Here is a 19,928-nt window from a genome sequence, read left to right as displayed (position 1 = left end):
TTTACTTACTATTATTTTAAAAGTATATCCCGTATCATAACATATTATAAAAGCAGCTTTATCATTCCGATTAGGAATTACTCTTATTCCAAAGCATAGAAATTTGATGAAACTCATTACCGTATAATTCTCGCTGGGTAAATTTACTGAATTCATTTGAATTAAATGATCAGGTAAATAAAATTTACTAATAGCTATGACTTATCTTAGTAGATGTAATAACGGGAAAGCTTCTATAAATCTCTCAAGTCATGAAAATAACATTGAAAAGGAAAAAAATGAAAAAATTAACTTTAAATTTATTGTTAATAAGTGGATTTAGTTTATTAATATCTGCTTGTAATAATGGAGGAATTGGTGAAACCCTTGGTAGTACATCCACTACAAATCAATTCAAGGCAGAAAGCGTTGTCAATGAAAATCCAGACCCATATTATGATTCTATTCTTTCTACAGATAGTCCTTCATTAACCAGCAAGGCCTTGACAAAGAATGTAAATATAAAAATTATTTTCGCCAATATTAATAATGCTGGGCAAAGCCCTACAGTTATAGCACCAAATATCGTATGTCCTAGTAATAGTAACTTTTCATTAACTAAAGTAACACCTGCTAATAATGGGAAAGAATTAAACCTTCAAATTAGCGGACCATTTGCAGCCTTAGATAGAAAAAATTGTAATTTATTAAAAGATGATTATACATTTTTTGCCATCAAAAATCTGCAAATTGGTTTTATAGATGAAGGGCAATATCATATATGTACCATTAAACAGTATATTGGTACCAGTTATGATACCGCATATTTCCAATATAATAAATTACAAGGAGATACAAAAAATACTTTTTTACCATGTGAAGAAGGTTCTACCGGTTATGAATATTTACTTACTCCAGGTCAACATCAGGCAGCTTTCTCATATACTCCCGGCAATATAACTATTTATAAAGTATCTCAATAACCTTGAATAATAAACATTATATTAGACCCCACCAATGACTATAGTCTTTTTAACTATTTAATAAAAAAGGAATTAAATGAAAAAACAAGCAAACCCATCTAAAAAAAATATTCCTGTAACGATTTCAGGATATAAAAAATTAATGATATTAGCTTTTGCGAGCATAGCGTCTACCACTAGCTGGGCAACAACAATGCATGATAATCATGTATATTTTAAAACACCATTAGATATTAAAATTTCTATAGAATACAACAATAGTGAGGTAACTGCTGGACAACCTAAAGAAGATGGATTGACTGTGAGTTTAGGTAGGGAAAAATATGGCGATAAATTTATCTATAATAATAATTTTGATATAGTATTCAAATCTGGTAGAAAAGCAAGTACGCAAGTTGCTAAGTCATTTAAAGATAAACTCAATAATACCTCATCTAACTGGGGGTATTCTGCTGGTTTAACAGGTACAGAATTTTCTGAGTTAAATTTCTACATTGAAACTACTCTATCCATTAATAATTTTCCAATTATAGGAAAAGACCAAGAAGGAAATCAAGTAACTAAGTCGTTCTATCTCGCTCAAAATCATTATTCATTCTATAACACTTGGTGGATTGGCACTACCGCGTCCATAGTTAATGAAAAATGTAACTATGGATTACTGGTTGAAACAAGTGAAAATGATAACAAAGCACCTAGCGGTAAAAAAACATATTATATTGGCTCTGTTAATGGTAACTCTAATGAATTTCAGGTGATGGATTTCTATGGCAATAAGCTTGATGGAAAATGTCCAACTAATACTGATCCTTTATGGTAAGAATTTGAAAATATAGTATTTGCACTTATGATTAAAGAGTTCTGTCGTTAAATTGAATTCTTTGTATCTAAATAAATAATCTATCAAAAGAGGGCTTACTTGGGGTTATAGATATATTTAGAGCCATGAGTGCAAAAAACATAGACTTTATCAACTAATAAAATTGAATATCTCACATGAAGGCAGAAACCAACTGAGCATTTTCTAAATTTACACCTACAAATACAAACTATTTGATGTTTAACTCAAAACTTAGTAGGTGTAAATAGAAAATACATAAAAACACAAGGGGAAGCAAATGTATAATATTTTTAAATCAGTATATAATGGTTTAAAGTACTTATTAATTTTTAATATAGTTCTACTAATAACAGCCTGTTCAAACAATGGCGGTTATGGAAATACGGAACCTTCAAACTTAAATGCAATAACGTCATACTCAATATCTAGTCCACGTGGTCCTGTCAGTGGGGTAATATCGGGTACTCATATAACAGTGACAATGCCTTACGGAACTAATGTAACTGCATTAACAGCAACATTTGCTACTAACGGAAAATTTGTAACAATAAATGGAAGCCTTCAAACAAGCGGTCAGACGGCAAATAATTTTACAAATCCGGTAAGATACACAGTAACAGCTGCAAATGGTACAATCCAGAATTATACAGTAACTGTAGTAATAGCCCCAAATACATCAAAAGATATTGTAGCATATTCCCTAAATGGTAATACTGGGGTAATAACTGGAACTAATATAGCCGTAACAGTTCCATTTGGAACCGATGTAACAGCATTAATTGCAACATTCAGCACAAGCGGAGAAAGTATATCAATTGGTAGTACGATTCAAACCAGCACACTGACTCCCAATGATTTTACAAACCCAGTAACTTATACCGTTCATGCAGCTGACGGTAGTACCAAAGATTACATAGTAACCGTAACAGTAGCATCAAATTCGGCCAAAAACATTGAAACATTTTCATTAAATGGTTATGCAGGTGTAATAACTGGAACTAATATAGCCGTAACAGTTCCGTTTGGAACCGATGTAACAGCATTAATTGCAACATTTAGTACAAGCGGGGAAAGTGTATCAATTGGTAGTACGATTCAAACCAGCACAGTGACTCCCAATGATTTTACAAACCCAGTAACTTATACCGTTCATGCAGCTGATCGTAGTACCAAAAATTATATAGTAACCGTAACAACTCAGCCTCCTCAATGGTTTAGTGTGGGTAGCGCAGGATTTTCTGCTGGTAGTACTAATTACTCAAGTATAGCGTTTAATCTATCTAATAATCAGCCATATGTAGCATACCGAGACAATAGTCAAAATTCTAAGGTAACAGTAATGGCATTTAATGGCATAAGTTGGGAAAATGTAGGTAATGCAGGATTTTCCGCCGGTCAATCCGACTGGGTTGATTTGGCATTCAACCCATCAACTAATCAACCGTATGTTGTTTATAGTGATGCTGCAAACTCTAATAAAGCAACAGTAATGAAGTTTGATAGTGCTGGCAACTGGATAACAGTTGGTAGTTCAAGATTTTCTACAGGAGTTGTTAGCGATATTAGTATAACTTTTAACCATTCAAATTATCAACCATACGTTGTTTATGTAGATAGAGAAAACTCTAATAAGGCAACAGTAATGACCTTTAACGGTACAGACTGGGTAAATGTCGGCAATGCAGGGTTTTCTGCTGGTTCCATATCAACGCCAAGTATAGTTTTTAATCCTTCAAATAATCAACCATATGTCGCTTATAGGGATGATATAAACTCTAATAAGGCAACAGTAATGACCTTTAACGGTACAAACTGGGTAAATGTTGGTAACGCAGGATTTTCTGCTGGCCAAAGTGAATATCAATGTATAGCATTTGATCCATCCACTAACCTTCCATATGTTGCATATAAAGATGGTGCAAACTCTAATAAAGTTACAGTTATGAAATTTCCACTTTAGTCTTGATGGTTTTCTCAATTTAAATAATATAGCTTAACAAACAGGCTCTTAATTAATCTTGAACAGACTATTATAATTCCAATCAGGAATTACTCTTATAGAAGTTACGCATTGACAGGGTAATGTGGCTATGCATTTATCTTCATAAAATAGTTGCCACTGGATTTGACACAAATTTGTAATCACCTGTTTAGCTTTCAGTATTTATAGTTTGCACAAGGTACGCAGCGCACGGTAAATATGATTCCGTATTGCATGACTTTTGCGAACTTGAAACTTTTCAATATTACAAACCTGTTTTAATGCTCTAGGTTGCTGTATAATTTGTCCAGTACATTATCATCATCAATACGCGATGCAGTTGCACCAGCGCTTGCAATGTCAACCTTTTATGATACGTTAGCCAGAATGAAAAATCACATATAAAAAAAGAGCCAAAGTACAAAGAACGCAAAGAGGCTGACCTCAAAGAATTCATAGAGTTATTTGGCTCCATATTCACCTGATTTAAATCCAATTGAGAAGCTCTGGGCAAATCTCAAGCAAAACATCACAAAGTTGATAAAAAAGTGTAGCCATCTAAAAAAAGCTATTACTCTAGCGTTTATATAACCATTTCGGGTTAGCTATGTTTCTATTATTTCAATAAAAGAAGCTGCCATGTGGCAGCTTTTCTAATTTACTGAATCTCTATGTACCATAAGGGTTGGCATTATATATTCCTTATTACTACCAACAGTTTTTAAAGGAGTTGTCTTACCGATAGGGGGTTTTTTATAACTATGTCACATTCTTTATTCTCATTGGATAATGTACATGTATTAGTCGATAATTCCATTAGATGTTCTGGGTCCAGATTAACTGTAACCTGGTCATAAGGACTATTTGGTTCCAATTTAAGTCTAACATGATTAAATCGGTCTCCACCACTTAACCACTCAAAGGGTGTTGCATTATTATTAAACATAACAACTCCTGGAGGATGTACATGTACATTAGCCGGTGCAATAGTTAATCCATCTGAAAATGCTTTTAATTGTGTATCGCCTGATTGTTTAGCTTCAAATTGAACTGTGCAGGTACTATGATCATTATTTAATTCGCAATCTGACTGATTTATAATTGTAACATTATTTGGTGCAAGAAAATCTACATTATATGATTTATCCGCCGATGCATAATTTACCAGCTTCAATGTTGCTTCTGTAGTTTCGCCATTAACCATATTTATACTTGAATTGCTAAACTCAATTTGTGGTTTAAACCCAGGTGTTGGCGTTGGGGCATCATTATTACTAACACTTACTTTAATTGGAGCTGCAGAATAACCGGAAATGCTTTTGTTTGTGGCTGTGTTAACAGTCTGGTAACTAATAATATAATTACCTTCCTGATTTAGGCTGGTTACAGCCAATTTACAGTGAGGTTGGCTTCCTGAAATTATGCATTCAGATTTGTCTAGCACCAATTCTTGTGGAGCTTTAAATACTAATTTATGACTGGGGTAATTGCCATCAATATTCTTTAGCGAAATATCTACCGTATTGGTACTTTTGGGTTTTAAAATCAAAGAATTGGAGTCAGCCTCAATTGCACCCATTTTATAAATGTTTACATTAAGCGGTTTTGATGTTTCCCCATTTGATGTTTTAGCCGTAACCGTATAGTTACCTTCATTTTCACCTGAGACAATAGTAATCTCACATTTATGATTAGCAGGAGAAAATATGCAGATATTCGAATTCAGATGAATATTAGAGTTACTTGTCTGTAAATCTACTGTTACATTTGAATCAATATTTTTAGCCTGTAATTCTACAGTCCTAACTTTACCGCCTGTGAGCATTTGCATACTATTGGTACTGAATGACAGAGCATTATTATTTGCAGGAGATGCTCCTGTAGAGGTACCACCACCATTACATGCAGCAAGTAATGCAGATAGAAGTACAATATTTAACTTAGTATTTTTCATGTTCAGCCCTTGGAAATATATTTCTTATAATATCTAGAATAATACCAATTTATTACTAATTATCGATATAGCTATTTACGCAAGCAAGGTATACGTTTTTGACAGAAGCTATCAGCAAAAAATGACATTAGTAATAAAAAAGCACCATTACTGATCTGCTCCCTATAAAGTAGACAAGTATAAAGAAAGCCCTTTATACTTAACTACTCGTAGGGAGTTTTTTTATGTACACACAAAATAAACATCGCAAAACATATACCCGAGAATTTAAATTGCTTATTGTTAATAAGTATCTAAATGAGGGTAAAACAGGTCCCCAACTTTCTGTAGAATATGAATTAGAGATAAGCATAATAAAAGATTGGATAAGGAAGTTTCGACTTTATGGTGCTTCAGGTTTAGAAGATGGTCGTGGCAAGCATAACAACCATAGCTCTCACGGCCGACCAAAGAAAGAAAGATTTAATTCAGAAGTTGAGGCGTTGCGTCATGAAAATATGAGGCTAAAAGGAGAGCTATTTCTACTAAAAAAGTTGAAGGAGCTAAGAGACAAACAGGAAAAATAAAATCTCTGTCTTTTAGTGTTATTGAGAGCTATATTTCTACATCTGGTTTGTCTATTATATCTGCTTGCAAATTTTTTGGTGTATCCCGGAGCGGATATTACAAATATTTATTAGCCAACCGTAATAAAGCTGTGTTAACAGAAACTATGGTAATGGATAGTATCAAAGCTATCTACATTAAAAGTAAAGGTCGCTATGGTTACCGTAGAATACGTGATACTTTAACATCAAAGCAAGGTATGGTAATAAGTTATAAGAAGGTTTTACGCTTAATGCGCAAACTTGGCCTAAAGTCTAGGATTAGAAAGAAGCGTAATTTTTTTGGAAATGAAAATTTACTGGCAGCTAATATTCTAAACCGGAAGTTTCAAAGCAATTTACCTAATAGAAAATTAGTTACTGATATTACTTATTTAAAGGTTAGAGGAGTAAATTATTATCTCTCCGTAATTTATGATTTATTTAACAATGAAGTAAAATCATATGAGCTAAGTAAATACAATGATAATCCGCTAGTAATAGAGACTATCAAACGAGCATTCCCAAGTATGAGTAATGATCAGCTTATTCTACATAGTGATCAAGGTTCACAGTACACATCTATTGCCTACACATCTTTATTAAAATCACTAGGTATAACAAAGAGCATGTCCAGGAGAGGTAATTGTTTGGATAATGCATGTATTGAGAGTTTCTTTGGACATTTGAAAAGTGAGAGTATTTATTTAGAGCAAATAAGTACTTACGAAGAATTAAAATTATTAATTGATGAGTATATCTATTTTTATAATAATGATAGAATACAGCGCAAATTAAGAAAAATGGCTCCGATTGAATATCGAAACCATTTTGAATCTACCAGAGGCTTTTTATAATCTGTCCACTATTTGGGGAGCAGATCAGAGTGGTGCTTTAAGTTTTATTAATACATTGATTTTAAACTTACAATATACATTTATGCAATGATATATTAATAATAAGGATCATGCCTAGATTAAAGAATTAAGTATAGCTGTGGTACAAGTTACAGCTGGGATAGTAATTTGTTTAAATGTAATATTATTTGATATGATATTTAATGGTGCGGAAGAAGAGACTCGAACTCTTACGCCTCGCGGCGCTGGAACCTAAATCCAGTGCGTCTACCAATTTCGCCACTTCCGCTTTAGGTGAGATACGTATTATATGTCATAAGCCTTGATTTTGCAACAAAAATTTACAAAATTTTGCAGCGCAATTTACATAGGGTAAGTAGATCAATCAATTAAATCTAATTTTTTTTAAAAAACATTATATATAAATTTTAATAATTTATCATTCTGGCTGTTTTGATGCCTTTGCCAATGTTACAACATTGTAAACTACAATACCAAGTAAAATCCATTTTAAGGTATATGGATCAACTTTGCTAATTAGTGGTGCAGCAATAAAAACGCCTAATACTCCGGAAAAAATCATGATTATAGTGCTTTTTGAATAAAATTTCTTTTTAGCGATAAAAGTAAATGAAGTAACTGGCATTTGATATGCACTAGCACTTGCCATGATCGGAAAGGCTATAATTGGATTTACACCAAAAAGAAAAATACTGGTTTTAACTAAAGAATAGTAGCCAACGCCAAAAGCCGGCAAACATCCTGCCGCTAGCATAAATACTGCAAAAATTACTAGCTTAACACCACGAATTGCATCGTCACCACCACTTATCTCTAGGATGTGGAGTTGAGATAAAAGGAGTAAAACACCTGTAAATGCAAAAGCTGATAGCATAACCAGATGAACAATCTTTTTATCAACGCTCACAACCAACAATCCAGATAAAAAACCACCAAGTGCTATCATAATTACCGCAACTAGTAATGTTATGATATCTAGTTTTATGTAATGAAGAAAGATCAACATTTGAACCAAAGCCGTGATCATTGCCTGAATATTCATGCTACCAATTAATTTAACATCATCAGGCATCACACCTAAAAGCCTACGCATAGCGACAATAACTGCAAAGCTGCCTATTCCTACGGTGTCAAGCAGATTAGAAACAAAGCCTATAATGAATATTTTAATTTGCTCTATTTTAGTTAGGGTTTCTTTAGTGTAGAATTTGATAAACCAGATTATAATTGCGATAGAAAGCAAAATAGCGATAGCTTTTAATATGTCAAAAGAATTCATGTTGATATCCAATGTTTGTAATTAACGAAATAAAATAATGCCTAAAGTGAGATTATTTATTATCTACAACATCGAAAATCAGAAAGTTTAAATTGAAGAGCCTGGAGCTTATGAAAGGGTAACTCAAACATATTGATGGCTTGAAAACTATCAAATGCCAATTTCATTTGGGCTTCCTTTATACTTGTGAATGGTAAGTTCTTATTCTATCATATTGAGAAAAAGATTGGCTTAGAATATTCTACTTTATGCTATTATAATTGATTATAAATCATGTAAAAAGGAATCGAAAATGTCGCGAAATTTATTAAATGCTGAGCTTGGTTTTAGTGATATGATAAAAATTGTAAAAAATGGAAAAAGTTATTTACCGATTTGTCGTTCATTAAGTCAACATTTACTTGACGTTGTCGAAGTTGCGCTATGTAAATTACAGCTATTGGTAAAAGATAATAAGGCAATTGAGAAAATCCTTGACAGTGAGAATATCGATGAAAATCTGGCTGAATTGCATCAATTATGTAATCGTAGTGTTGAGCTACATTCAGAAATTATAAATTTACCAATAATGAAGGAAGATCCAGATAACCTTATTGAGCTACTTAATCTAAGCCGAATTGGTAGCAGATATTCAGAGCTTTTATCAATTATACATACCGATAAAAAATATATCAAGGGTACTGAATATCCTCTTGAAAACTTTAATCAGATCCACGTGAAATAGGGTTAATAATGACTAGTTTATTTTATGCTGGTATTTTAGGATTAATGTTTGTTGTCTTATCAATAAATATTGTAGTCAGTCGTAGAAAATTGAAAATCGCACTAGGTGATGATGATTTAATTATCAAACGAAAAATTCGTGCACAAGGTAATTTTGCTGAATATACGCCATTTTTCTTGATTTTGCTTTACATGATTGAGAAAAATGGTACTTCATTTTTGACTATCAATATATTGGGGGTGCTTTTTGTTATTGCGCGCATCTTTCATGCCTATAGTTTGTTAAAAGCTGAAAAATATGTTGATGGAAAAATTACCGCTAATCCAATCTGGCGAGTGCTCGGGATGGTAACTACATTTGGCTGTATAATTAGTGTTTCAATGATTGCCATTTTCACTTCATTTAGCCAAAATTAATCATGATACTTTCCCTTTGTGAATTTTAGTTGATGCAAGCTTCATGGTAATAGCAAAAACAAATGCACAAAAGTACAAAAATGCAGCGAAAGGCAGGAGTAATTTATAGTATCCTGCATCTATCATATAACCAAAAAAAATAGAAAAGAAAAATTGAGGCAAAGCGATACAGAAATTCAATAAACCGATATATTCCCCAAGTTTATTTTCTGGAGCGATCATCGATAAAACTGTGTATATACAAACCTTACCCGCAATAAAGAATAAGCCATAAATAAAAATACCACCATATAGAATAAACGAATTGCTGCTACTTGATAAGAACACAGCTAGTAAAATAAAAGTAGCCGCTAAACCAAAAGTAGAAAATAGCAGTATATGCTTACGATTAAAAGCATCAATTAGTTTAAATGCGGTAAAGCCAAAACAAAGGCTGGCAAAAGCTTGAAACATCCCAAGTTTTCCAACCGTATGCTCACTAAACTGATAACTTTTGGCAAATAGCGAGGTTGCCATTTGTACCACCAAAGTATTGGAACCAAAAAATAGAAATGTAATTATGAATAACTTAAGTATTTCTTTATTTCGTAAGAAGTCTAACGTAAATCTGTAGGGTTCACTTTGCGTATAGTTTTCAGGGCGTTCTTTGATAAGTACTGGAACTATCAAAATTGTTGAGAGAAGAATTATTGCTGCCATTGTAAAAAAAGTATATGATGGGTGTCTGGCATCCCATAAAAAGCCAGCAAGCCACCCCATCAAGAACATACCTAGTGTAGCGCTGGTTCTTGATAGAGTATTGGCATAACCAATCTGATCTTTGTCAACAACTTCCATCACCATAGTATAGTAAGCACATTGAGCAACATTAACTAGCATACAGCTAATACCAGATAACACTAAAAACATATTAAAACTAGTAGCAAGTGGCCAAAGAGATATGCTTATAGCCGCAAGTATCATGCCATATACTAGCCAAGGAGTTCGCCTGCCCCATCTGTGCTTAGTTTTATCACTTAAAATGCCGACAATAACTTGTGTGACAGCACCAATAATTGCAGCAACTGAATATATTTTCGCTAGTTCTTCGGCTGAGTTGGTATATAAATAACCATAAAAGGCTACCACATTACTTAGTGAGCCCCACATTAAACCAATCCCGATATCTGGAATAGCGATCAGGATTGGATTCCAGCGGCGTATATTGTATTTCATACTTTAATATATAATTTGATTAAATTAGGTTAGAAATTTAACTCATCATGTTTTCTACAGCAACCTTTTTAGTTGCTATAGTAAAGAAAATGCTTAACCCCACAAATATCAATATATAAGCAACTGGGACTAAATAAATGAGGCTAGTTTCTTTTAATAAAGTCGTGATAATTATCGGTGCTGTACCACCAAATGTGGCTACTGATACGTTATAGCATAAGGCAACTCCGCTTAAGCGAATATTAGTCGGGAATAGTAAAGTGATGTATAACGGAATCATCAAACCAATTAAACCGTGCAATGCCATTAAGATAATATAACCACTTACTATATGTAGTTTTGAACTGATGAGGAAAAAAACTACCGGGACGATAAGTAGATTCAAGATTAGACTAGTTAGCATTAATTTATAGACATTTTGTAGCTTATTAAAATAAATTCCAACAGCCGCAATTATAATTACAGTTGCAATCAGCGCACAGGGTAAAAGATTACTAATGTAGGCAGTATCTAGCTTTAAGATAGCATTCATATAGCTTGGCATATAGATAATCCCTACTATTGAAAATACTTGCTGGGTCGCTGAGAAAAAAATTCCAGCAATTATCTGTGGTTTGAAATTTTTTATAAGATAAACTACCGGAAGCTTGGGTTTATTCATTACTTCTTGGAAGGCTTTGGTTTCACGTAAGGTTTTACGAATATGATAACTAACAAAACAAACTATACCACCAATAGCAAATGGTAGTCGCCATGCATAATCATTAAGCGCCTCTTTACTAAATGTTTTGGTCATTATAAAGTTAATAATCGCAGCAAATAAATAACCACTAAATACTCCAGCCATAGTTATGCCAAAAGCAAGCAGTCTTTTGGATGACATTGATTCACTAATATAAACAAATGTTGTTGGTAGCTCACCACCAACTGCTAATCCTTGCAATAATCGCATCAAAAGTAAAAGTAATGGTGCACCCATGCCGATTTGCTCATATGTTGGCAATAACGCGATACCTAATGAGGAAATACCCATAATCAAAATGGTATAAACCAGTACTTTTTTGCGTCCGTGTTCATCACCAATATGGCTAAATATAATACCACCAATTGGGCGTAGGATAAAGCCAAGTAAAAAAACCATATAAGTTTCAAGTAAGGTTGTATATTGATTACCACTTGGGAAAAATTTATGAGAAAAGTAAATGGCAAATGTGCCGTAAATTGCAAAATCATATAGCTCGAGCATTCCGCCAAGGGCAGATAAGCCAACTATACGCCGTTCTTCTTGATTCATCGATTGATGTCCTAAAATATTTAATTGGCGGTATTTTAGCAATAATTGCAGTCGGTTTTAAAATTATTCAGTAATATTTTACGGCAAATAACTTGAAAAAATTAATGATAATCCTATATATCCATTCAGGTAACAAATTTATATAGGGAACTATAGTTATGGAAAATAATAATCAGCAAAACCACAATCAGACTAATGAAGAAGATATTGATTCATCAGTAAAATCTGAAACTACTGAGAATATAACCGAAAATTTAGAAGAGATCGTAAAAGAAGAAATTGATCAAGTGGCTAAGCTTGAGGCAGAAATTTCTGAATTAAAGGATAATAATTTACGTTTAGTAGCGGAGATGCAAAATACGCAACGCCGTAGTCAGGATGAAATTAAAAAAGCTCGGGATTATGCGATTAGCAATTTTGCCAAAGAGATTATAACGGTAAAAGATTATCTTGAAATGGCGCTTAAAGATCAGTCAGGTAATTTTGAAATGCTAAAAATGGGTGTTGATCTAACTTTGCAACAATTAGTGAAAGTATTTGAATCGCATCAAGTTAAAGAAATCAATCCACAGCCAAAAGAGAAGCTAGATGCAAATTTACATCAGGCAATGAATGTGGTGGAAGAGCATGATCAAGAACCAAATACGATTGTTGCTGTTATGCAAAAAGGCTATATGCTAAATGGGCGGGTTTTGCGTGCGGCTATGGTTAGCGTTGCAAAATAATTTGAAAAAAAGTAAAAATACTACTTGAAATATTGTTAATTAACCTTATTTTGATAATTAAGACAAAGCCAGTGATGGCAAAATAAATTCTAGAAAAGAGGAACTAAAATGGGTAAAATTATTGGGATTGATTTGGGAACAACCAATTCTTGTGTGGCGATTGTAGAAAATGGACAACCTAAAGTTATTGAAAATTCTGAAGGTGCGCGAACCACTCCATCAATTATTGCTTATACTGATGGCGAAACTTTGGTCGGTGCGCCAGCTAAACGTCAAGCAGTGACTAATCCAAAAAATACTATTTATGCATCTAAACGTTTGATTGGTCGTCGCTTTGAAGAAAAAGAAGTACAAAAAGACATCGATTTAATGCCATATAGCATTGTAAAAGCTGCCAATGGTGATGCTTGGGTTAAAGTTAATGATAAAGAACTTGCTCCACCACAAATTTCAGCTGAAGTTTTGAAAAAAATGAAAAAAACTGCCGAAGATTATCTTGGTGAGGCAGTTACTGAAGCGGTAATTACTGTACCAGCTTATTTTAACGATAGTCAGCGTCAAGCAACTAAAGATGCAGGCCGTATTGCGGGTCTTGATGTAAAACGTATTATCAATGAGCCAACAGCAGCTGCGTTAGCATTTGGTCTAGCTAAAAAAGAGGGTAAAGATCGTAAAATCGCAGTTTATGATTTGGGTGGTGGTACTTTTGATGTATCAATCATTGAGATCGCTGATGTTGACGGTGAGAGCCAGTTTGAAGTATTATCAACTAATGGTGATACCTTCCTTGGTGGTGAAGATTTTGACCAACGTTTGATTGATCATATCATTACTGAATTCCAAAAAGAACAAGGTATTGACCTTAAAAAAGATGTAATGGCTTTACAGCGTCTGAAAGAAGCTGCTGAGAAGGCAAAAATTGAGCTTTCTTCTAGTACACAAACAGAAATTAATCTGCCATACATTACTATGGATGCTGCTGGTCCTAAGCATTTGGTGATGAAAATTACTCGTGCTAAATTTGAATCATTGGTAGAAGAATTAGTTGAGCGTACGATTGAGCCTTGCCGTGTTGCACTTAAAGATGCTGGTTTGTCAGCTAGCCAGATTGATGATGTGATTTTGGTTGGTGGTCAGACTCGTATGCCACGCGTACAAGATAAAGTTAAGGAATTCTTCGGTAAAGAGCCACGTAAAGATGTGAATCCGGATGAAGCGGTTGCTGTTGGTGCTGCTATTCAGGGTGCTGTATTGGCTGGTGATCGTAAAGATGTATTATTGTTAGATGTTACGCCATTATCTCTAGGTATCGAAACTATGGGTGGTGTGATGACTAAACTAATCAATAAAAATACTACTATCCCAACTAAAGCATCACAAGTGTTTTCAACTGCTGCGGATAATCAACCAGAAGTTACAATTCATGTATTGCAAGGTGAGCGCCAGGTAGTTGCAGGTAATAAATCATTAGGTCAATTTAACCTAGGTGGAATTGCTCCAGCACCACGTGGAACACCACAAATCGAGGTAACTTTTGATATCGATGCAAATGGTATCTTGCATGTATCAGCTAAAGATAAAGCTACTGGTAAAGAAAATAAAATCACTATTCAGGCTAGCTCTGGTTTATCTGAAGAAGAGATCCAAAAAATGGTTCAGGATGCTGAAGCTCACGCAGAAGAAGATAAAAAAGCTGCTGAATTGGTTACTGCGCGTAATCATGCAGATGCTATGGTTCATTCGGTTAAGAAGTCATTGGCTGATTATGGTGATAAAGTATCAGCAGATGAGAAAGCTAAGATTGAAGCTGCAGTAGCTGCGGTTGAAGAAGCAGTTAAGACTGATGACAAAGAAAATATCGAAGCTAAAACTCAGGAATTGATGACTGCATCACAAAAAATCGGTGAAATGATGTATGCTGATATGCAAAATCAACAAGGTGGCGGAGCTGGGGCTGAACAACAAGCAGCTGAAGGCGCAAAACCTAAAGATGATGTTATCGATGCTGAGTATACTGAAGTTAATGATAAAAAATAATTATTAACTGATATTTTTGTAGCTATGATATTCACTAAAAATAGCCTACTTATTTAAAGCCTAGAGTGCCAGCTCTAGGCTTTTTAATACAACCTCATTTCTTTAATAACTAGATACCGTTTACTAATCTCAGTTTACTTCATCATATTTACCTGATAAATCAATTATCTGCTAGTACTTAAAATGTATAATAATGTATTAAACTAATAATCCACCGATTTTCATTTAAAAGAATTTAATCTAGCAAAATATAATATAAATAGGGTCAAAATGAATCATAATCTGATAACAAGCTTAATTATAAAATTTAGTTCTCTCTATGATAATCAGCATAAGCCACAATTATTCTTTGCTCCTGGGCGAGTAAACCTGATTGGCGAACACACCGATTACAATGGCGGTTATGTATTCCCCTGCGCATTGGATATTGGTACCTATGCTATAGTCGCACCACGTAGTGATAAAATATGCCGCTTTTATTCGGATAATTTTCCGGATCTGGGAATAATAAAAATTAACCTAGCTAATCTGGCATTTAACAAAGAACATGACTGGGTAAACTATCCTAAAGGCGTAATCCGCCAGTTTAAAGCAGAGAAAATCAAGCTTGAGCATGGTTTTGATATACTATATTTTGGTAATATCCCCAATGGCGCAGGATTATCCTCGTCTGCCTCGATAGAAATAGTAACTGGTACAATGTTAAATCAGTTATATACTGCCAATTTTGACCCAATTAAAATAGCCAAACTTGGGCAAAAAGCTGAGAACAAGTATATTGGGGTAAGTTGCGGAATAATGGATCAGTTTGCATCAGCCATGGGCAAAAAGAACCAAGCGATATTACTAGACTGCAATACGCTAAACTACCAATACGCACCACTTAATATTGACGGCTATCGTTTGATTATTGCCAATACCAATAAACGGCGGGGATTAGCCGATTCCAAATATAATGAACGCCTTCAGGAATGCCAAACCGCCCTGAAATTATTACAAACTAAACTAAAAATAAAAAGCCTTGGTGAAATTGATTTGGCAATACTAGAAGCCAATAAACAATTAATCAAAAACAAGACAATCTACAAACGTGCTCGCCATGCCGTTAGTGAAAACGAGCGTACCTTAAATGCAGTAGCCGCACTGGGTAAAAATACGCTTATTGATTTTGGCAGATTAATGTGCGAATCACATATGTCATTACGTGATGATTATGAAGTAACCGGCAAAGAGTTAGATAGCCTTGTAATTGCAGCGTGGCAACATCCGGGATGCATAGGCGCACGCATGACTGGTGCTGGTTTTGGTGGTTGCACGGTAAATCTAGTTATCGAAAATCAGGTGGATAGCTTCATTAAGGAAGTAAGCACCAAATATCAGGCAGCAACAGGTATAACTCCTGACTTTTACCTGGTAAATCCAGATGCTGGTGCCAGAGAAATAGCCTTGGAATAAACGATGCAAATAAGACAAAATATAATCGCCAGACACAATAACACTGATGTAATAGAATATCAACTTATAGCCGAGAATGGATTTCAGGTAAATATTCTTAATTATGGCGGAATCATTAATGGAATATTTATACCCAACAAATCGGGAAAAATAGAAAATATAGTCCTGAAACATCCAGAGTTTAATCCGGAAAACCCTGGGCATTTTGGTGCAATTACCGGGCATTTTGCGGGTAGAATTGCCAATGCAGAGTTTAATCTTGCAGGTAAAACCTATCGTCTAGCAGCGAATAATGGCAAACATAATTTACATGGTGGACCCAATGGACTCGATAAACAATTCTGGAATGTAGCCATACTCGAAAAAGGCTTACGCCTGACATATCATAGTAAGGATGGTGAATCAGGTTTCCCGGGAAATATTAATTTCGTAGTAGAGTATTTAATTGAAGAAACCTACCAGCTAACTATCAAATATAGTGCAATAACTGACTCCCCTACTATTATTAACCTTACCAACCATAGCTACTTTGATTTAACTTCGGGAAGTAATCCACTACGTCAAGAGTTAATGCTAGATGCAGATTATTTTGCTGAAGTTGATGCCAGTGGAATAGTATCCAAAGTTATCACCTCAGTTAAAAATACTCCGTTTGATTTACAATCTGGTACGACAATTGCCAATATTATCAATCAGGAGCATCCACAGTTAGAGATAGCTAACGGACTTGACCATCCGTTTATTTTAAAGAATAACAAAATAACCCTCACAGATCCAGTAAGTAGGCGTATTCTCAGAATTGAAACAGATCAAGCAGTTTGCGTAGTTTATACAGCAAATCATCTAAAGCATAGCGGAATATGCCTTGAAACTCAAGCAATGCCAGATGCCATTAACTGGGAAAAATACCGCGAAAGTGTCATCTATACACCAGAGAAGACTTATTCCAGTTATAATACATGGCAATTTGGTCTATTTTAAATCAGGAATTATCATGGAAAACGAATTATTAAATTTGGTAGAAAGGTTACTTGATTGCGGCGAACAAATGGCATTATTTGAGCCAAGAGATAGAATCTACCTACGTAATCAATACTGTGATTTGTTTGATCTTACCCCACTAAATTCGTATAGCATAAGCTCCAGAAATGATGAAATTACTCCAGCTGAATGTGCCAGCTTGATTCTGGCTAAACTTGAGGAGCGTATTAAAAACAGGATTGGTGAAACTGAAGAACAACAAATCTGCAAGATAATTAATATAATGCTTCCACCACCAAGTAGCGTCGAAAACAAATTTAACCAGATAAAATCTACGGATGGCATTATAAATGCATTAGAGTGGTACTACAACTTTAGCTGTAATAGCGATTATATAAAAGTAGCAGCAGTTAAGCGTAATAAAAGCTGGACAAGCGAAAGCAAGTATGGAAATCTTGAGATAACCATTAACCTATCAAAACCAGAAAAAGACCCCAAAGAAATTGCCAAACTTAAATCACAGCCAAAATCAGATAGTGCCTATCCACAATGCTTACTCTGCATAGAAAACGAAGGTTTTGCTGGTACTAGCAGTAAGCCAGCTCGCCACAATCATAGAATACTGGAGCTGGATTTAAATCAGCAAAAATGGTATTTTCAATTTTCACCATATGCCTATTATCCAGAACATTCAATTATAATCAATAAAAATCATAAGCCTATGCTTATCGATCAAAATACTATTAACTCATTATTTGACTTTGTTGATCAGGTTCCACATTATCTGATTGGTTCAAATAGCGATATTCCGATTGTTGGTGGTTCGATTCTTAACCATGATCATTTCCAAGCAGGAAATTATGTATTTCCGATTGAAAAATCCGGTGTAAGATTTAGCCGCAAGATTGATAATGTTGAGATTGAATACCTTAACTGGCCTGTTAGTACCCTGCGCCTAAATGGAAAACGTAGCAACCTTCAAATACTTACTGCAAAAATAATCAAACACTGGTATCATTTTTCAATGCCTGAACTAGGTATAATTGCCTTTTCAGAAACAGGGGTAAGACATAACGCAATCACACCAGTACTTAGAAAAATAGATAACGATAACTACCAGCTATACTTAATGCTCCGTAATAATAGAACAAACTCCTCTCATCCTGATGGGATTTTTCATCCACACGAAAATCTACATCACATTAAGAAAGAAAACATTGGGCTAATTGAAGCCATGGGGCTAGCAATCTTACCAGGAAGGCTCGACTATGAACTGGAGGAAATGTCGCGTTTTCTTGAAATGAATGACAAAAACCTTGCTTCAATTGAACTCTTATACGACGACAAAATGTTAAAACATGAAAACTGGTTGACTGAACTATATGCCAAATATAACAATTTTGCCAATCAAAATCTTTCGCAAATCCTAAAAAATGAGGTTGGTGACAAATTCTGTCTGGTACTTGAAGATGCAGGAGTTTTCAAACAAACGATAGCAGGAGATCAAGGTATTAATGATTTTTTAGATGAATTATTAGCACTATAAAAATTTATATGGCAAACTTATAATACCCTTATTAAATATGTTATAATTAAGATCTGTTTAACTTTAATAGGACGCATTGGATGAGAACACCAAATCAGAATTTAACAGAAAGCTTTCCTGAACTAAAAGAATCATTTCATGAATTAAAAATGAATGATCATCATTTTCAGCATATTTTAAAAAAATATGAAGAACTAGATACTCTAGTTCACAAAGTTGATCATGAACAGGAAGTAATGAGCGACTTCGAGCTAGAGAAAGTAAAAAAAGAACGTGTGTTACTTAAAGATGAACTATATAACATGATGAATAATCATAAAAATACTCGTAACTAATAACTCTGTTATAGCCGATGTAAATAACATACATCGGCTTTTTATTTGCCAAATCATGAGGGGTAACTGGTGGCATCAAAAAATATTACCAAAGAATTAATTTGTAAAGAATCACTAAAAATAATCAAGGAAGACGGGCTTAGTAAATTAAGCATGCGCAATCTGGCAACCAGACTTGGCATCAAAGCCCCATCCCTTTATGTCCATATGAAAAATAAAGCTGATCTAATTATCATGCTACAAGCTTATGCATTTAATGCCAATCATTTAATGGGAACGCTAAACCCTGATGATGATAGTTGGCAAGAGTATTTATTACATTTAATGCGAAATATGCGGCAGTTCTTCCTTAATAATCCATTTCTTTTTGAGCTTTTTGCTTCTTATGAGTCAAATTCCGATGAATCCAGAGAAACCTTTGAGAAGTATCTGATTAAAATGCAAGGTTATGGCTTTAGTCTCAAAGATTCCGCATATATCGGCAGAATCATGCGCATGTTTATACTTGGACATGTTGAATTTGAATATAAATCAGCACAGATTAATCGTGAGCATCCAAGCCTGCCACAAAATATTAATCCATCCTTTAAAAATATAAAAAGATTTTTTGATCTCTATAAAGGCTATAATCATGAAGAGTCCTTTTCATTTGGAGCAAAACTGATTATAAATGGCTGCGAGCAGTTGTTAAAATAATAGTTAAATTTGATTTATTGTTTTA

The 19,928-nt window shown here is 34.2% G+C and carries 19 protein-coding genes and 1 tRNA gene; 15 read left to right on the top strand and 5 right to left on the bottom strand.

The window, feature by feature from the left end:
• The first annotated feature begins 278 nt into the window (after window positions 1–278).
• The 4 genes from CUN60_RS05575 (at window position 279) to CUN60_RS13435 (ending at window position 4,375) form a co-directional block, all read left to right on the top strand.
• The gene (locus CUN60_RS05575) at window positions 279–962 is read left to right on the top strand and encodes a hypothetical protein (RefSeq protein ID WP_102951081.1); all 684 of its coding nucleotides are present in this window, start codon (window positions 279–281) and stop codon (window positions 960–962) included.
• A gap of 76 nt (window positions 963–1,038) precedes the next feature.
• A complete protein-coding gene (locus CUN60_RS05570; protein WP_102951080.1) occupies window positions 1,039–1,782 on the top strand; it encodes a hypothetical protein in 744 nt (247 codons plus the stop codon).
• Between the two features lie 298 nt (window positions 1,783–2,080).
• A complete protein-coding gene (locus CUN60_RS05565) occupies window positions 2,081–3,763 on the top strand; it encodes a DUF5018 domain-containing protein (RefSeq protein WP_102951079.1) in 1,683 nt (560 codons plus the stop codon).
• A 486-nt stretch (window positions 3,764–4,249) separates the two neighbouring features.
• A complete protein-coding gene (locus tag CUN60_RS13435) occupies window positions 4,250–4,375 on the top strand; it encodes a transposase (RefSeq protein ID WP_102951078.1) in 126 nt (41 codons plus the stop codon).
• Between the two features lie 130 nt (window positions 4,376–4,505).
• Here the strand turns inward: CUN60_RS13435 and CUN60_RS05555 are convergent, their stop codons facing one another.
• Entirely contained in the window at window positions 4,506–5,738 is a 1,233-nt protein-coding gene (locus CUN60_RS05555; protein ID WP_102951077.1) for a hypothetical protein, read from the bottom strand.
• Between the two features lie 224 nt (window positions 5,739–5,962).
• Here CUN60_RS05555 and CUN60_RS05550 point away from each other — a divergent pair, with 224 nt between their 5' ends.
• Complete coding sequence (locus CUN60_RS05550; RefSeq protein WP_102950727.1) at window positions 5,963–6,304, top strand: helix-turn-helix domain-containing protein; 342 nt, start codon at window positions 5,963–5,965, stop codon at window positions 6,302–6,304.
• Between the two features lie 47 nt (window positions 6,305–6,351).
• Window positions 6,352–7,179, top strand: a complete 828-nt coding sequence (locus CUN60_RS05545; RefSeq protein WP_245866341.1) for an IS3 family transposase — start codon at window positions 6,352–6,354, stop codon at window positions 7,177–7,179.
• A gap of 204 nt (window positions 7,180–7,383) precedes the next feature.
• Here the strand turns inward: CUN60_RS05545 and CUN60_RS05540 are convergent.
• Together CUN60_RS05540 and CUN60_RS05535 are read right to left on the bottom strand one after the other, a co-directional pair.
• Window positions 7,384–7,468 (bottom strand) — tRNA-Leu (locus CUN60_RS05540).
• A gap of 150 nt (window positions 7,469–7,618) precedes the next feature.
• A complete protein-coding gene (locus tag CUN60_RS05535) occupies window positions 7,619–8,479 on the bottom strand; it encodes a sulfite exporter TauE/SafE family protein (RefSeq protein ID WP_102951076.1) in 861 nt (286 codons plus the stop codon).
• 292 nt (window positions 8,480–8,771) lie between these two features.
• Between CUN60_RS05535 and CUN60_RS05530 the strand changes: the two genes are divergently transcribed.
• Together CUN60_RS05530 and CUN60_RS05525 are read left to right on the top strand one after the other, a co-directional pair.
• On the top strand, window positions 8,772–9,203 hold the full coding sequence (locus CUN60_RS05530) for a hypothetical protein (protein WP_102951075.1): 432 nt from the start codon (window positions 8,772–8,774) through the stop codon (window positions 9,201–9,203).
• 8 nt (window positions 9,204–9,211) lie between these two features.
• A complete protein-coding gene (locus CUN60_RS05525; protein WP_102951074.1) occupies window positions 9,212–9,619 on the top strand; it encodes an MAPEG family protein in 408 nt (135 codons plus the stop codon).
• Here the strand turns inward: CUN60_RS05525 and CUN60_RS05520 are convergent, their stop codons facing one another.
• Together CUN60_RS05520 and CUN60_RS05515 are read right to left on the bottom strand one after the other, a co-directional pair.
• Window positions 9,620–10,834, bottom strand: a complete 1,215-nt coding sequence (locus CUN60_RS05520) for an MFS transporter (protein ID WP_102951073.1) — start codon at window positions 10,832–10,834, stop codon at window positions 9,620–9,622.
• A 37-nt stretch (window positions 10,835–10,871) separates the two neighbouring features.
• Window positions 10,872–12,128 carry an MFS transporter gene (locus tag CUN60_RS05515; RefSeq protein ID WP_102951072.1) on the bottom strand — a complete coding sequence of 419 codons (1,257 nt, stop codon included), beginning with the start codon at window positions 12,126–12,128 and terminating at the stop codon, window positions 10,872–10,874.
• A gap of 158 nt (window positions 12,129–12,286) precedes the next feature.
• Between CUN60_RS05515 and grpE the strand changes: the two genes are divergently transcribed.
• From grpE to CUN60_RS05480, 7 genes are all read left to right on the top strand, one after another.
• Complete coding sequence (gene grpE, locus CUN60_RS05510) at window positions 12,287–12,853, top strand: nucleotide exchange factor GrpE (RefSeq protein WP_102951071.1); 567 nt, start codon at window positions 12,287–12,289, stop codon at window positions 12,851–12,853.
• A gap of 108 nt (window positions 12,854–12,961) precedes the next feature.
• Complete coding sequence (gene dnaK, locus CUN60_RS05505; RefSeq protein WP_102951070.1) at window positions 12,962–14,890, top strand: molecular chaperone DnaK; 1,929 nt, start codon at window positions 12,962–12,964, stop codon at window positions 14,888–14,890.
• 270 nt (window positions 14,891–15,160) lie between these two features.
• Window positions 15,161–16,345 (top strand): galactokinase, encoded by a 1,185-nt coding sequence (locus CUN60_RS05500; protein ID WP_102951069.1) that lies wholly within the window; start codon window positions 15,161–15,163, stop codon window positions 16,343–16,345.
• Window positions 16,346–16,348: 3 nt separating this feature from the next.
• On the top strand, window positions 16,349–17,326 hold the full coding sequence (locus CUN60_RS05495; RefSeq protein WP_102951068.1) for an aldose epimerase family protein: 978 nt from the start codon (window positions 16,349–16,351) through the stop codon (window positions 17,324–17,326).
• Window positions 17,327–17,339: 13 nt separating this feature from the next.
• On the top strand, window positions 17,340–18,872 hold the full coding sequence (locus tag CUN60_RS05490; RefSeq protein ID WP_158649303.1) for a UDP-glucose--hexose-1-phosphate uridylyltransferase: 1,533 nt from the start codon (window positions 17,340–17,342) through the stop codon (window positions 18,870–18,872).
• Between the two features lie 80 nt (window positions 18,873–18,952).
• On the top strand, window positions 18,953–19,207 hold the full coding sequence (locus tag CUN60_RS05485) for an HP1242/YdcH family protein (protein WP_102951066.1): 255 nt from the start codon (window positions 18,953–18,955) through the stop codon (window positions 19,205–19,207).
• A 69-nt stretch (window positions 19,208–19,276) separates the two neighbouring features.
• On the top strand, window positions 19,277–19,903 hold the full coding sequence (locus CUN60_RS05480; RefSeq protein WP_102951065.1) for a TetR/AcrR family transcriptional regulator C-terminal domain-containing protein: 627 nt from the start codon (window positions 19,277–19,279) through the stop codon (window positions 19,901–19,903).
• Window positions 19,904–19,928 lie beyond the last annotated feature (25 nt).

The organism is Aquella oligotrophica, assembly GCF_002892535.1.
GTDB lineage: Bacteria > Pseudomonadota > Gammaproteobacteria > Burkholderiales > UBA11063 > Aquella > Aquella oligotrophica.
Note: the sequence above shows the minus strand (reverse complement) of the source record. Positions and strands in the feature narration are given on the sequence as shown.

Excerpts from the sequence above, each read along its gene's own strand:
- CUN60_RS05575 (WP_102951081.1), top strand. The coding sequence starts at position 279 with ATGAAAAAATTAACTTTAAATTTATTGTTAATAAGTGGATTTAGTTTA.
- CUN60_RS05570 (WP_102951080.1), top strand. The coding sequence starts at position 1,039 with ATGAAAAAACAAGCAAACCCATCTAAAAAAAATATTCCTGTAACGATT.
- CUN60_RS05565 (WP_102951079.1), top strand. The coding sequence starts at position 2,081 with ATGTATAATATTTTTAAATCAGTATATAATGGTTTAAAGTACTTATTA.
- CUN60_RS05555 (WP_102951077.1), bottom strand. The coding sequence starts at position 5,738 with ATGAAAAATACTAAGTTAAATATTGTACTTCTATCTGCATTACTTGCT.
- CUN60_RS05550 (WP_102950727.1), top strand. The coding sequence starts at position 5,963 with ATGTACACACAAAATAAACATCGCAAAACATATACCCGAGAATTTAAA.
- CUN60_RS05535 (WP_102951076.1), bottom strand. The coding sequence starts at position 8,479 with ATGAATTCTTTTGACATATTAAAAGCTATCGCTATTTTGCTTTCTATC.
- CUN60_RS05530 (WP_102951075.1), top strand. The coding sequence starts at position 8,772 with ATGTCGCGAAATTTATTAAATGCTGAGCTTGGTTTTAGTGATATGATA.
- CUN60_RS05525 (WP_102951074.1), top strand. The coding sequence starts at position 9,212 with ATGACTAGTTTATTTTATGCTGGTATTTTAGGATTAATGTTTGTTGTC.
- CUN60_RS05520 (WP_102951073.1), bottom strand. The coding sequence starts at position 10,834 with ATGAAATACAATATACGCCGCTGGAATCCAATCCTGATCGCTATTCCA.
- CUN60_RS05515 (WP_102951072.1), bottom strand. The coding sequence starts at position 12,128 with ATGAATCAAGAAGAACGGCGTATAGTTGGCTTATCTGCCCTTGGCGGA.
- grpE (WP_102951071.1), top strand. The coding sequence starts at position 12,287 with ATGGAAAATAATAATCAGCAAAACCACAATCAGACTAATGAAGAAGAT.
- dnaK (WP_102951070.1), top strand. The coding sequence starts at position 12,962 with ATGGGTAAAATTATTGGGATTGATTTGGGAACAACCAATTCTTGTGTG.
- CUN60_RS05500 (WP_102951069.1), top strand. The coding sequence starts at position 15,161 with ATGAATCATAATCTGATAACAAGCTTAATTATAAAATTTAGTTCTCTC.
- CUN60_RS05495 (WP_102951068.1), top strand. The coding sequence starts at position 16,349 with ATGCAAATAAGACAAAATATAATCGCCAGACACAATAACACTGATGTA.
- CUN60_RS05490 (WP_158649303.1), top strand. The coding sequence starts at position 17,340 with ATGGAAAACGAATTATTAAATTTGGTAGAAAGGTTACTTGATTGCGGC.
- CUN60_RS05485 (WP_102951066.1), top strand. The coding sequence starts at position 18,953 with ATGAGAACACCAAATCAGAATTTAACAGAAAGCTTTCCTGAACTAAAA.